This is a genomic window from Puniceicoccus vermicola (assembly GCF_014230055.1).
GTDB lineage: Bacteria > Verrucomicrobiota > Verrucomicrobiia > Opitutales > Puniceicoccaceae > Puniceicoccus > Puniceicoccus vermicola.
The window spans coordinates 1-13,933 of the sequence record NZ_JACHVA010000046.1 but is presented as its reverse complement, the minus strand read 5'-3'; the positions used below and the strand labels follow the sequence as shown (position 1 = coordinate 13,933).

Below are 13,933 nucleotides of genomic sequence, written 5' to 3'. Positions count from 1 at the left end.
CCTCCACAAAGCGAAGACACTTTCTCCTAAACGATAAATCCCCCACAGCAAGAACCTCGTCAATCAGGAGGACATCGGGTTCCATGTGTGCTGCTATCGCAAATCCGAGCCTGACCGTCATTCCCGAGCTAAGTGTTCGAACGGGTGAATCCACAAATTCCTCGATTTCCGCAAACGAAATGATATCATCAAAAACCTCTCGAATTCTCTTACGAGAAAGACCCAATATCGCTCCGTTGACCATGATGTTTTCGCGAGCGGTCAGCAACGGATTAAAGCCCGCGCCAAGAGCTATCAGCGCCCCCACTCGACCCCGCACCGTTACTTTCCCAGCATCCGGCTTGATCAAGCCATTCAAAATCTTCAGCAATGTCGTCTTTCCCGCACCGTTTCTTCCAATGAGTCCCAACGACTCTCCACGCTTAAGCTCAAACGAGGCATCTTTGACCGAAAGAAATTCGTCCTTTCGCAGACATGAATCTGATTTTATCTCAGAGCCAATTCCGACCAAGTCTCTTACCGAATCAGCACAGCCGTAAACCAGGGATCGTCGAAAATCACGGCAGAACCGCTTGCTGACATTTTCACAGGATATGAGGGATTCTTCCGACATGAATAAATTACTGCTACATTCCCATCCGCTCAATTAGACGGGGGCGCACGACACGCAGAACCAAAAAGCCCGCAATTGAGAGAAAGATCGAAGAAATAAATAGTCCGATTATAAGCTCCGAGTATCCGGCTTGACCAAATATGAGCCAATCCCTACCCGCCTCAACAAAAGGAGCAACCGGATTCCATGTCATCAGAGCCCCAGCAAACCCTTCTTCCGGGGCTGGGTAGACTACGGGGGTCAAGAACATTGCGAAAGGGACTAACATCGTCAACGCCTGTCCAATATCTTGAAACAGAGATCCAACGGGAACGAAGAACAACCCAATTGCCATCCCCAGCCAGCACAAAGCCAATAAAATAGGGAGAAAAATAAGACTTCCCCAAGAAAAACCTATACCGAATATCAGAAGGATCAAAATGAGGAAGAGGACTCGAACGAAAAGGTCGAAAAAGATCTTCCCCAGGGAGGCGATAAGAAATGCCTCGGGGGCGACCTTCAGTTTCATGACAACTGGACGACAGGCTTGGAAAGCACTAAGAGGCATAAGAAGGGAAGTGCTGAAAGCGCCCCAAAGAACCTGCCCGACCAACACAAAAATGGCATAGGGCATCTTGGTTTCCTCCACCCGAACAATTCCTTGGGAGTTCAAGAAAAACCAAGCCGCCGAGGTCGCAACAGCCGGGGCGATAATCCACAAATATCCGAAAAAACTTTGACGATATTGCGCCTTAATATCTCGAACAAACAAAGCCCAAATCAACTCCCGCAAAGAGACAATCTCACGGAAGAATTCAGCAATCATGTTGACTGGACGCCGTAATGGCGAATCCGGCGTGTATATAACAGGTTTCATCTATTCAAATTCCTACAAACTGATCGAAGCGCAGAACCTCAATCCCCCAATAAATTTGCTGCAAATAGCCACGCTACCGCCCCTGGACGATCAAACCCACACGGGGAATGAATCCAGTCGTACGCGGCCAAAACGCCGCAGCCCTATTCCTATTCGCCCGAGTTGAAGACCTCATGGAGCAGTGGCAAAATCTGCCGAGCACGCTCGTTCATTGATGACAATCGTCCTACACGATCTTCATAAAAATCTTTATCCGAATCCTCAGGGAGCGCCCTCAGGTGGCCGATCATCCGCTCAGTCCGTTTTTCGGTATTTTCGATATATTGCTCAAGCTCTCCCTTCAGAAAAGCTCCCACAAACTGCTGAAAATCTGTCTCCGCTTCGTAGTGCTCTCGACGCTCTCCCTGAGTGTATACCGGACGAATAGCCCGAAACACCTTCAGAGTACGCAAACCCTGACTCGCCGAGCCAAGGCTGATCCCCAAAGCCTGGGTCAGGTCGTCCATCGAAACCGGTCGCGGACTCGCGTACACAAGCCCGTAGATTGAGCCAATTGTCTTTGGCAAACCCATCAATCGGAACAAACGCACCATAAAGTCCACCATCTCCCCCTGCAGTGGATTGAAGGTCAGCTTCCCTTGAGTACTCGAGTCCATTTCCGACACTTTTCAATTGTTTCATTTTTTTCTGAAATAAGTAAAGGATAGAATTGAACAATCCGATTTTTCTCGCCAAGGTCCATGAGGTTGAAGCCCTTCGGTGACCGGACCAATCGCAAATTAACGTTGCAAGCCAAGCTACCCGAATCCTCAATTCGAGAACAATTACATGGAGAAATCTAAGACACGAGGTGCCATCATTTTAGCCCGGATGGACTCCTCTCGCCTTCCTGGGAAGGTTCTTAAGCCCATAGACGGGATCCCGCTCGTCGAAGCCATTTACTTGCGACTGAGAAAATGCCGTTCATTGGACGAGATAGTCCTGGCCACCACATCCCGCGATTGCGACAGCCCTCTCGTTCAACATTTTGAGAATATCGGCGGCCAGGTCTATCGAGGCTCCCCAGAAGAGGTAGAAAACGTGACACAACGATTTCTATCGGCCGGAAACAGCTACCAACTCACTTACGCCGCGAGAATAAACGGAGACTCACCCTTCCCCGACGCAGCCCTGATCGATGAGGGATGGAACGTTGCCAACGAAACTCGTGCCGACTTGGTGACCAACCTAATCCCAAGAACCTTTCCTTACGGCATCGCAGTCGAATGGATTAGACTGGAAAAACTCGCAGATCTGCTGCCACAAATCCCCTCTGCAGAACGCGAGCACGTCACCTCATTTCTCTACAAGAACATAGAGAAAATTAGATTAGCAACCCTCCCACCGTTGCAAAACCCCAGTCCTGAAACTCAGTTGACAATCGATATTGCCTCCGACATGGACAGGATCGAAGGCCTTTTAGCAGAAGCTAATACGAGCGTCATTGACGCGCAAACCCTCGACCTCATTCGCCCCTCTAGCAATGAAAACAAATGATTCCGGCGGAAATACTTACGATAAAAATCACTAGATTGATACAGAACTAATATGAACATCTTTTGCATCCGCCCGATTGGATTCAATGTCGGCAACGACGTGATTTACCTCGGCCTAAAAGCCGCTCTTGACGAAGCGTTTGGCTGCTTCGTAAACCTAATCACCGTCCCCGCCACCTCCAAATATGAGTCCGGCGTTCGCAGTGGTCTCACCAGCAAAACCATCCACGAAATCAACCAATACGGCGACGGAGTCATCGTGGGAGGAGGAAATCTCTACGAGAACGGAGAGCTGGACATCAATATCGACGCACTCAAAAGCCTCGAACCCCCTCTCATGCTTTTCAGCCTTTCCCGTGGAAGAATCTACAACCGTCAGGATAATTTGGTGAACCGAACCGACGTGATGTCGGATAAACTTCTCAAAGCTCTGGGCGAACGAGCAGATTTCTCTCTCGCCCGTGACATCGCAACCCACGAGTACCTTCAATCCATCGGACTCTCGCAAACAATGCTGGGAGGATGCCCGACCATTTTCCTCGAGCGCATCACGACAAAACTCCCCACGGTTGCAGATCGAGATCGAGACTGCACCCTAATCAGTGTCCGACATCCTTCCCTGATGAATATTTCTCTCCAGCGGCAAACCCAGGTTCATGGAGATATTGCGAACATCATCGCCCTGCTGAAGGAGCGGGGCCACGAAGATATCCGCCTTCTCTGTCACGACCATCGGGACATTTCGTTTGCAGCTTCCATCAATGAAGTTCCCTACGTCTACATCTCGGATCCTCACGCCTACTTGGCTATGCTGAAAAATTGCCGCCTGAACATAACCTATCGCGTGCATTCAGCCCTCCCCTGCATGGCCCTCAACACGCCTTTTATCAAACTGAGCTACGATGAGAGAGCTCTCAGCCTAATGGACACCGTCGGCTTCCAGGATTGGAATGTAGACATTGTAAAATCAAAGAACATCCTCAGTGACGTGAAAGATCGGCTGGATAGACTCACCGAGCTTCCAGAGCGCAGAGCCGCCGCCGAGAAATCCCACTGGGACCGCATCAAACAGACGCAGGATGCTGCGATGAAAAACTTCGCCCAACAAGCGCGCGAGTACGCCAGCATCGCCTAAACCTAGAGAAGACAATATTATGGGAGTTCATATCATCGCCGAAGCTGGCAGCAATTATAACGGCTCTGTCGAACTGGCAAAAGACCTCAACACAGTAGCCTTCGACTCCGGAGCCGATTCGGTTAAATACCAGATCATATATCCCGAAGGCCTATACCGACAGGCGAAATATCACTATGGGCACTATGATATTTCCGAGGTCTTGCGGATTCGACAAGAGGGCGTCTTGAGCGACGAGGAATGGACCGAGATTTTTGCCGATGCCAAACAAAAGGGCATCCCCTGCTCCGCTTCCGCTTTCGATTCGAAAGGTCTTCAATTACTCGAAACCTTAAACTGCCCCTATCTCAAAATCGCATCCTCCGACCTAAACAATGTCCGTTTCCTGCGGGAGGCCGCCGCATACGGAAAGACCATGGTCGTATCGACTGGGATGTCATCCCTTTCCGACATTGAGAATAGCGTCAATGTCCTCAGCAAAGAGGGAATCGAGGGCGAAAAACTCGTGCTATTGCACTGCGTATCCGCATACCCCTCCCTTCTACAAGACACGAACCTGTCGTTCATCAACACCTTGAAACATGCTTTCGGCACCGCCGTGGGATTCTCGGACCACACCCTCTCCTCCGAAGCGGCATGTGCGGCAGTAACTCTTGGAGCAACGTGGATCGAAAAACATTTCACAACGGATAGAACCCTCTCCGGTTTCGATCACAAACACGCAGCAGAGCCCAAGGTCATGAAAGAGTATGTCGCGTCCATCCGTGCGATCGAAGCAAGCCTTCAATATCAACCCACAAAAATTGGGGAAGCCGAGAATTACACCCGTCAACGAGCAAGACGAGGACTGTATGCAGCCCGGGATATCCCCGCCGGCCAGACCATCACCGACGAAGACATTCTCATCGTCAGACCTCAGAACCAAATGCCCGCAGAGAGCATCGACCAAATTGTCGGCAAACCGATTTCCGCTGCAGTGAAGGCCAACGATCCGATCGAGCCACACCACTTCTGGCAATCAAAATAGCCCCGTGAAGAAGCAGGTTCTTCCACGCATCCTATTTTGGGTCCGCGCGTCCGAATCTGACGGGCTTGGACATCTCGTGCGATCACTACTCGTCCTTGATCATATCAAGCACGCATCGGATAGCAGCCTGATCGTCATCGGCGACTCCTCCGGCACTCACCTCTTAGAAAACTCAGACGTCCGATGGGACCTGGTTGAGAGTGAGTTCTCAGCAATTCCGATGATCCGTAAGCGCTCCCCCTCACTCATCGTTTTCGACATGCTGACGATTAGTGAAACCGCCTTGGAGAGCCTACCAACAGGTGCCCTGAAGGTATCACTCTCGTCGATTTTCGATCAACTTGAGCAGATGGATCACCTATTCCATCGAACCACGGTCGAACCCCCCTCGTGGAAAAATTTCAAAAAATTCCCGACGATTCACAAAGGGCTCAAGTATTCGGTTTTGCCACAATGGCTAAAACCTATCTCGACCCGCCTCTACGAAGAGCATCTAAACGAGGATCACCTCTCCGTAGCGATCAGCATGGGAGGCTCAGACGCACCAAACCGAACCTTACAGCTTCTCAACCTTCTCGGAAAGAACGTGAAAAAGCTGGTCATCTGGGTCGCCCTCGGAAACGCCTATCGGCACTCCTATACCGACCTCATTGATACCGCCGCTAAAAACCGCCATGAGATCATCCTAATCAAGTCAAACGAATCCATGTGGCGAGTCCTCAAGAACGCATCCATAGTCTTGTGCGCGGGAGGTCTTACCACATACGAAGCGGCTCATATCGGCATCCCCGCACTCAACATTCTCCAGAAAAAGAACTGGAACTACCTTTTCGAAGAACTTACCGAACTAAACGCCTGTATCACGCTTCCTCCGGGCGAGAAAAGCCTACGCGATGCGGTCGATATCGTGGGAGATCTACGATCAAACCGAGTCAAGTTGCTGGAAATGCACAAATCGACCCAAAACGTGATTCCGAAAAATGGCGCTAAAGCCATCGCCGAGACGATACTGGATCTCATCTGATTTGCCCCAAAAAGTTTGTCTGCTCAGAAAAAACCGCGCCGCTACAACAGTCAAAAACTGAGACCTTGCCCTCCACCTTTCAAATGGGCACTTCTATAACCATCAAATTCAAAATTTTCCCATGAGCCAAGAATCAGAACCCTTCTACAACCTTTCTCAACTCGAGGAGGGACTAAAACCTCTAAAAAACCAGTGCGCCGAAGAAGATACCGATCTTCTTCAACGGATCAAAGGGATGTATCGCAACATCAAGGATCATCAGGAAAACCAACCGGAAATTTACCAACCCGCTGGCGAGTGGAGGAAACACGTCAATCAACGGATGCCCCACTACGATGCTTTTTATGATGATGGCACTGATCGACTTGGGGAACTCCTCGGCAATTTTTGGCGCAACGAGCTAGGAGTCCTAGTCAAGCAGTACGCTGGACACAAACAGCTCATTGAGAATAAAGAAGCGCGCATTTCCTACGCAAAAACCTTCGCCCACGACCTAATGATTTGGTCCAACCTGTATGGATCCGATTTTTCGCAACTAGAAATCCCGAAGGTGGGGCACCCGTGGGGCTATCTCTGGAACGGCACACTGATCGGCTCCAAAGTCCTCCGCTACCATGCCTTGGCCACTCAAATTGAAGGAATGACCGCCGATATCGAGAAGCCAGTCGTGGCCGAAATCGGTGCAGGCTACTGCGGTATGGCTCACTTCCTCATGAAGCGTACCGATCGGTTCACCTACATCGACTTTGACCTCCCCGAAACACTTGTCGTTGGAGCCTATTATTTGAGCAAGACTCTCCCGGACCGAAAGATTTATCTCCACGAAGGCGGGTCAATCAACTGGGAGAAAACCATAGAAGAATACGACGTTATTCTTTGCCCCAATTGGTCCATTGATAATCTACCCGCAAACAGCGTAGATGTTTTTCTCAACACTTTCAGTCTCTCCGAAATGAGCTTCCCCGTCATTCAAAAATATCTCGAAAAAATCACGACATCCTGCCGCCACTACTTCCTCCACAACAACATGGATCGAGAAGGCGTCGTCAACGAGGGGCATGAGCGGACTCCCGCCTCCCAATACCCTCTACCAGAAAACCAATTCAAACTCCTGTACAAGCACTACGACTTATTCCAGCAAAAGCATAGTGGTCGCGATGGTGATTATCGGGAATTCCTCTACCAGAAGATAGGTTAACTCCCACTCGAGCAAACATGAGTATTAAAGTAGGAATCATTGACTACGGTTCGGGAAATTTCTCCTCCGTATGGAACGCAGTTCGAAAACTAGACTGCCCAATGGTTCATGTTCAGATGTTTGAACAAACGACCGACTGCACCCACCTCATCCTCCCCGGAGTCGGCGCATTTAGCTCAGCGATGAAAAGACTTCAGGAACTGGAACTCTTTCATCCGATCAAAGAGTCTATTGATGAAGGGAAAAAGCCATTCCTCGGCATTTGCGTCGGCATGCAAATACTTGCAGAAGAGGGCTCTGAATTCACCCCAACAAGAGGTTTCGGAAAAGTCAAAGGTCGTGTCGATCATTTCCTCTCGGTCGAACCTCAACTCAACCTCAGACTCCCTCACATCGGATGGAATGATGTTCTCTTCGAAAAAAATTCCACTCTCTTCCAAGGTATCGATCCGGAAGAGTCAAATTTCTACTTTGACCACAGTTATCAGTTCATAAGCGAGGACAAGGATGCGTCCTTCAGCCACTGCGAATACGGGAGAAAATTCATCGCCGCTTTTGAGAAAGAAAATACCTTTGGTGTTCAGTTTCACCCCGAGAAAAGCCAGAGAAACGGACAACAGTTGCTAAGAAACTTCCTGCAGGTTTAATCATGCTGAAGAAACGAATTATTCCAGTCATACTGCTTCGAGACGGAAAGATTGTTCAAAGCCGAAGATTTTCCAGGTACAACATCTTAGGCAACCCAACTCCTGCAGTCGAACGAATCAGCAACTGGATGAGCGACGAGCTGATCTACATCGATATTACCGATCCAGAGGATGATTTTGCAGAGGCTGCAGACCTTGAAGTTCTCGTTCAAAAAGTCGCAGAAAAATGCTCCGTCCCCCTAACATTTGGAGGTGGAATTAGAGATCTCCGAAGCGCAAGAGAACTTCTTCGCCTCGGTGCGGACAAGATAACTCTCAACACGGCAGCATTCGACAACCCGCAGCTCATCCGTGAAATTGCCACCGAGTTCGGAAGCCAATGTGTGGTCGTCTCGATCGATGCAAAACCGACCGAGAACGGGCAATATGAGGTGTTCAAAGGTGGACACGCACACACTGGAGTCTCTCCGGTCGAACATGCCAGAGCGGTTGAGAAACTGGGTGCCGGGGAGATCCTAATAAACTCGATCCAGAGAGATGGAACCGGGTCTGGATTCGACATTGACTTGATCAATCGTGTCGTAAATGCAGTTAGCGTCCCAGTCATCGCGCTGGGTGGAGCAGGAAAGTGGGAAGATTTCGCCGCAGTCCTCTCTGAAACCGATGCCTGCGCTGTAGCCGCCGCGAATATTTTCCAACATTCAGAGAACAGCGTCCATGAATGCAGGAAATACCTTTTCGAAAAAGAGTATCCAGTGAGGAGGCACCAGGCTCTCTCCAACGACAACCATATTCTTTAATCTTATTCACGATGATCAAGAAACCAAATATTCACTATTGCAAGAGGTGCCTCTACCCAGCGGTTTCAGTCAACCTCTCGTTCAATCGCGAAGGAGTCTGTAGTGCATGCCTACTACAAGAGGAGATGAATAGCCTCACGCCCGCCTTCTGGGAACAACGCGAAGCCAAGTGGAAAGAACTCGTAACCCAAGCAAAAGCGACATCCGAATCCAACTATGATTGCGTAGTTCCCGTCAGCGGTGGCAAAGATAGCTACTTTCAGGTAGATAAAGCCATCGAATACGGATTAAAACCCCTACTGGTCACCTACCACGGCAACAACTACCTCCCAGAAGGCCAGAGAAATCTGGACCGAATGAGATCCAAATTTGGAGCGGATCATATCGTAATGGGACCCAGCATAGAGGTTCTAAAAAAGCTAAACGAAAGCTGCTTCCGTTTAATGGGAGATATGAACTGGCACTGCCACGCCGGAATCAAGATTTTCCCCATGCAAGTAGCCGTTAGATTCAAGATTCCACTGGTCCTGTGGGGAGAGATCACTTGGAGCGTTGCGGGCATGTTCGACATGAACGACTACGTTCAATACAATAAACGAACCGTTTACGAACACGATCTGAGAGGTTACACCATCAAAGACATCGTCGAGAAGACACCTGGCGTGAACGAAAAAGATCTCGCTTGGCTCAGAATGCCTTCCGATCATGAATTTGCAGATAGCAAAACCATAGGCCTCTACGTTGGGAATTTCTTTGATTGGAACCCCAACAAGCACACGGAGGAAATGATCGAAAAGTATGATTTTGAACTATCAGAGCAACCGTTTGAACGCACCTACCGAAGAATGTCGAACCTGGATGACATGCATGAGAATGGGATCCATGACTACATGAAGTTTATCAAATTCGGATACGGGAGAGCCACAGATCACAGTAGCAAAGATGTCAGATCCGGTTACTTCGATCGGGAAAAGGCGCTAGAAATGGTCGAAAAGTACGATCACGTCAAACCACGCAAAGACCTCAATCGATGGCTCGAATATGTTGGCATGTCCGAAGAGGAGTTTGATCACATCGCGGACACCTTCAGAAGCCCCAAAGTTTGGTGGATCAAAGACAATCAATGGCACAAACAAACGCCACGCGGAGACGTCAAATCTTACGGTCAGGTGAACCTTTCCGAGAGCGAAACCGAGATCTATTTTAAGGAGTAAAACCATGTCAAACTTCAAAACCGAAGACATTCGACCATCCGATCTGATGGCCCAGAAAAAATGGGCAGTTGAAGCGGATAAACAATTTCTCCTAGATCACTTGGATCAATTTGTTCAGTCGAATTGCCCGGCATGCGGATCTTCCAACAGTGGGGAGTGGGGAAGGAAAGACGGCTTCATCTATCACCAGTGCGCTGACTGCAAAACTCATTTCACAAACCCACGTCCTTCGACCGAACTATTGGGTCAGTTTTATCGCCAGTCCAAGAATTACGAAGTGTGGAACTCCGTAATTTTCCCCGCAACGGAGAAGACCCGAAAAGATAAGATATTCACTCCCCGTGCAAAACAAACGGTTGCTTTGTGTAAGCACTACGGATCATCGGGTGGGACAATGCTTGAGGTAGGAGCCGCTTACGGGATTTACTGCGAAGCGATCCGTGATCAGAATTTCTTCGATCATATCATCGCTGTCGAGCCAACTCCCGGTCACGCAGAAACCTGCCGCCGGAAAGGATTTGAGACTTACGAAGAGACCATTGAAGAGCTGAGCCATCCAACAGGACAAGCAGATGTCATCGCCGCATTTGAAGTGATCGAGCACCTCTCTGAGCCCTCACTTTTCGTAAAGAAAACCTCAGAATACTTGAAACCGGGCGGAATTTTCATCGGCTCATGTCCTAATGGAATTAGCTTGGGAGGCCTACTTCTCAAAGAGAAGTTTAGCAGTTTCGACCACGAGCACACCACACTCTTCAATCCGGAATCAATGGCGATTATGCTCAAAAATTGCGGTCTTGAACCTTTGGAAGTCACCACTCCCGGCGAGCTCGATGTCGATCTTCTCATCAACCAAGTCGATGATCCCAGCGAAATCGATTGTCCTATCATCCAACAAATACTCCCCGATCCAGACGACGACGTGATTGAGAAACTTCAAGAATTTATAAAAGCCGCAAAACTATCCTCTCATATGTGGTTTGTCGCAAGAAAGCCCTCTTAATGACGCATTCCTTCAAAATTCCACAGCCAATTGACCTCAATGATAATTTAGTTTTCGCACTTAAGCGACTGGCATGTCATAAGTTAGCCCAACAAACCTATTGCCCCCTCCCTACCTGATCAGGACCTGCCCCGGGGTCCCGCTGTTCAGGCGCAGGGAACTTTCTCATTAAAAAATTAGTTCCGAGCCCATGAGTATTGACCCAAGACCGAGTAAAGAATCCATCGAGAAACGCAGTCTGGCGGAAAAGCTGCGCAAAGCCGAAAAAACCGCCCGCGAGAAAGCGATCCGCGAGAGAGAAAAATTCCGAGGGCTTCAGATTCGCCCGACGGCCACTCTTCTGGATGGGGACAAAAAAAACCGGGAGCCTGGAGACCGTAATTGGAGCGGACTTGGTTTTGACATCCATCCTCACGTCACTGGGGCTTCGGTCATTGTCTTGGTCGTCCTCATCGCCGCGATTCTCTTCTTCGATGAACGTGCCGATGTAGTGGCCGACAACATGAAGGAGTGGATTGCGACAACCTTTGGATGGTTCTTCGTATTTGCCGCCAATATTTTCATCGCCGCCGCAGCCTACTTCGCTTTTAGCCGCTTGGGGCGGGTCAGGATAGGGGGCAAGAAAGCACGGCCCGAGTTTTCAACCCCCGCTTGGTACGCTATGCTTCTCAGTGCGGGCATGGGGATCGGCCTGATGTTCTGGAGCGTCGGCGAGCCCATTTACCACTACGATTCACCCTCGCCAATGTTCTCTGGAGTCGAGGGCAACACGCCGGAAGCCGCCGAAGCGGCCATGGTCACGACCTTCTACCACTGGGGCCTTCACCCTTGGGCGATTTATGCCATCGTTGGTCTCGGTCTGGCCTTCTTCGCTTACAATCGAGGATTGCCGCTCACCATCCGTTCCATCTTTCACCCGATCCTCGGTGATCGCATCTACGGTTTTTGGGGCAACGTCATCGATGTCCTTTCTGTTCTCGCCACGCTGGCGGGCCTCGCCACTTCCCTCGGACTCGGCGTCGCCCAGGTTAACGCCGGCCTGGATTACCTTTTTGGAATCGGCATCAGCATTCCGATCCAGATCATGCTCATCGCCGTCATCACCGGAATGGCCACCATGTCGGTGGTCGCGGGACTCGATGGCGGGGTGAAGCGATTGAGTGAAATCAATATGGGCCTCGCGGGGATCTTCATGATCTTCGTCCTCATCGCCGGGCCGACGATCTACATTCTCAGTGGGTTCACCCAGAACCTCGGCAGTTACCTAACCATCCTTCCGGAATTGAGTCTGTGGACGGAGACCTATCGCGGTAGTGACTGGCAGGGTGGCTGGACCGTCTTCTATTGGGCGTGGTGGATTTCCTGGTCCCCTTTCGTCGGCATGTTCATCGCCCGCATTTCCAAAGGGCGAACCGTCCGCGAGTTTATCCTCGGTGTAATTCTCGTTCCGACTTTGCTGTCTTTCATCTGGATGTCTGTTTTTGGCGGATCGGCTATTTGGCTGCAAGCCGGGGGAGTATCCGATATCTACGGTGCCGTCTCCAACGATGTCTCCACGGCACTCTTCGCCATGCTGGAATCCTTCCCGATGACGACGATCCTCTCCATCATTGGTATCTTCCTCGTGACCGTCTTCTTCGTCACTTCGTCTGACTCCGGATCGTTGGTCGTCGACCACCTCACCTCGGGAGGGAAGCTTGATTCGCCCGTTCCTCAACGCGTATTCTGGGCAATTATGGAAGGTGTCCTAGCCGCGGTGCTTCTCCTCGGCGGTGGTTTACAAACCCTGCAAACCGCCTCGATTACGACTGGCCTACCGTTCACTCTGATCCTGCTCTGTATCATCTATACCCTCTACATCGGCCTCTCCCAAGAGGTCTATGTCGAGGAAGCCGTTCAGAAGAGGCTGACCGAAGTCCGTGCCGACCATCGTCTCGATGAGGCTATCTCCACTGCGCAGGAAGAGATCATTGAAACGGTCAATTCCGAAACAAAGAATACCTGAGCGCCAACATCCGCCCATTGAGCCAAGCCCTCTCCGGAAGGATCGCGTCGACAACGCGACTTTCCGGGAGGAGGCTAGCGGGCGAGAATCAGGCTCTATGCAGCCGTCAAAGTCCTGCTAACCGCAATCGTCATCGTTGCGGTTAGCGAGATCGCCAAAAGATTGAGTGTCTTCGGAGCGCTCATTGCGCCCCTCCCACTCACCTCTCTGCTGGCAATCGTTTGGCTCTACCTCGATACCGGAGACACTGCAAAAGTCTCCAACCTGACCTCCGACATCCTCTGGCTGCTCATCCCCTCCCTCCTGTTCTTCATCGCTCTGCCCATTCTCCTCCGCAACGGAGTCCATTTCTGGGTATCGCTTTTAATCTCCTGTCTGGTGACCGCCGCAGGCTACGGGGCGACCACCTGGATGATCGGCCGCCGGTAACGTCCCAAAAGTTTCGCAAAATTGAAAAGAGTGCCTTTCCGCCGGTTATCCGGTAGGCAGTTGGTTAACGACAACTAACAGCCATGGAAGAGACCAACGAAAAGACACCTGAAGAGACAGTAACAGGCCGGGAGGCCGAAGCAAGTGAAGTTGTTCGCATCAACTTCGATCATCTGAAGAAGGACCTAAGCGGATTCGTCCGTGGAACGGTAGAGGATGCCTTGAACGGCCTTTTGAACGCCGAGGCGGAGCATCTGTGCAATGCCGGTCGCTATGAGCGCAGCGAAGAGCGTTCGGCCCATCGCAGCGGACATTATGAACGGGGATTGGAGACTGGAGCGGGCAAAGTGACCTTGAAGGTCCCAAAGCTTCGTGGAGCGAGCTTCGAGACTCAGATCATCGAGCGTTACAAACGCCGCGAGTCCAGCGTGGAAGAGTCGCTGGTGG

Annotated in this window: 14 protein-coding genes and 1 pseudogene; 12 read left to right on the top strand and 3 right to left on the bottom strand. The window is 50.5% G+C overall.

Annotated elements, in window-relative coordinates:
- Nucleotides 1-64: 64 nt before the first annotated feature.
- The 3 genes and pseudogenes from H5P30_RS22415 to H5P30_RS04710 form a co-directional block, all read right to left on the bottom strand.
- Nucleotides 65-613, bottom strand: a pseudogene (locus H5P30_RS22415) (ABC transporter ATP-binding protein); the annotation flags it as partial.
- 13 nt (nucleotides 614-626) lie between these two features.
- The gene (locus H5P30_RS04715; RefSeq protein WP_185691803.1) at nucleotides 627-1,469 is read right to left on the bottom strand and encodes an ABC transporter permease; all 843 of its coding nucleotides are present in this window, start codon (nucleotides 1,467-1,469) and stop codon (nucleotides 627-629) included.
- Nucleotides 1,470-1,618: 149 nt separating this feature from the next.
- The gene (locus tag H5P30_RS04710) at nucleotides 1,619-2,125 is read right to left on the bottom strand and encodes a GbsR/MarR family transcriptional regulator (RefSeq protein ID WP_185691802.1); all 507 of its coding nucleotides are present in this window, start codon (nucleotides 2,123-2,125) and stop codon (nucleotides 1,619-1,621) included.
- Between the two features lie 172 nt (nucleotides 2,126-2,297).
- On the opposite strand from H5P30_RS04710, the gene H5P30_RS04705 reads away from it, so the two are divergent.
- The 12 genes from H5P30_RS04705 to H5P30_RS04650 all read left to right on the top strand — a co-directional run.
- Nucleotides 2,298-3,005, top strand: coding sequence for a cytidylyltransferase domain-containing protein (locus H5P30_RS04705; RefSeq protein ID WP_281387995.1), 708 nt, complete (start codon nucleotides 2,298-2,300; stop codon nucleotides 3,003-3,005).
- Nucleotides 3,006-3,056: 51 nt separating this feature from the next.
- On the top strand, nucleotides 3,057-4,139 hold the full coding sequence (locus tag H5P30_RS04700) for a polysaccharide pyruvyl transferase family protein (protein ID WP_185691800.1): 1,083 nt from the start codon (nucleotides 3,057-3,059) through the stop codon (nucleotides 4,137-4,139).
- A gap of 19 nt (nucleotides 4,140-4,158) precedes the next feature.
- Nucleotides 4,159-5,166: an N-acetylneuraminate synthase family protein gene (locus H5P30_RS04695; RefSeq protein ID WP_185691799.1), complete on the top strand. Its 1,008-nt coding sequence runs from the start codon at nucleotides 4,159-4,161 to the stop codon at nucleotides 5,164-5,166.
- A 76-nt stretch (nucleotides 5,167-5,242) separates the two neighbouring features.
- Complete coding sequence (locus H5P30_RS04690) at nucleotides 5,243-6,190, top strand: hypothetical protein (protein ID WP_185691798.1); 948 nt, start codon at nucleotides 5,243-5,245, stop codon at nucleotides 6,188-6,190.
- 121 nt (nucleotides 6,191-6,311) lie between these two features.
- Nucleotides 6,312-7,388, top strand: a complete 1,077-nt coding sequence (locus H5P30_RS04685) for a putative sugar O-methyltransferase (protein ID WP_185691797.1) — start codon at nucleotides 6,312-6,314, stop codon at nucleotides 7,386-7,388.
- A gap of 17 nt (nucleotides 7,389-7,405) precedes the next feature.
- Entirely contained in the window at nucleotides 7,406-8,035 is a 630-nt protein-coding gene (gene hisH / locus H5P30_RS04680; RefSeq protein ID WP_185691796.1) for an imidazole glycerol phosphate synthase subunit HisH, read from the top strand.
- Between the two features lie 2 nt (nucleotides 8,036-8,037).
- Nucleotides 8,038-8,835 (top strand): imidazole glycerol phosphate synthase subunit HisF, encoded by a 798-nt coding sequence (hisF, locus tag H5P30_RS04675; protein WP_185691795.1) that lies wholly within the window; start codon nucleotides 8,038-8,040, stop codon nucleotides 8,833-8,835.
- A gap of 11 nt (nucleotides 8,836-8,846) precedes the next feature.
- The gene (locus H5P30_RS04670; protein ID WP_185691794.1) at nucleotides 8,847-10,049 is read left to right on the top strand and encodes an N-acetyl sugar amidotransferase; all 1,203 of its coding nucleotides are present in this window, start codon (nucleotides 8,847-8,849) and stop codon (nucleotides 10,047-10,049) included.
- Nucleotides 10,050-10,053: 4 nt separating this feature from the next.
- Nucleotides 10,054-11,052, top strand: coding sequence for a class I SAM-dependent methyltransferase (locus H5P30_RS04665; protein ID WP_185691793.1), 999 nt, complete (start codon nucleotides 10,054-10,056; stop codon nucleotides 11,050-11,052).
- 190 nt (nucleotides 11,053-11,242) lie between these two features.
- Nucleotides 11,243-13,057 (top strand): BCCT family transporter, encoded by a 1,815-nt coding sequence (locus tag H5P30_RS04660; protein ID WP_185691792.1) that lies wholly within the window; start codon nucleotides 11,243-11,245, stop codon nucleotides 13,055-13,057.
- A gap of 87 nt (nucleotides 13,058-13,144) precedes the next feature.
- On the top strand, nucleotides 13,145-13,486 hold the full coding sequence (locus H5P30_RS04655) for a DUF3147 family protein (protein ID WP_185691905.1): 342 nt from the start codon (nucleotides 13,145-13,147) through the stop codon (nucleotides 13,484-13,486).
- A gap of 83 nt (nucleotides 13,487-13,569) precedes the next feature.
- Nucleotides 13,570-13,933, top strand: a 364-nt coding sequence (locus H5P30_RS04650) for a transposase (RefSeq protein ID WP_185691791.1), incomplete at its 3' end; no start/stop codon positions are given.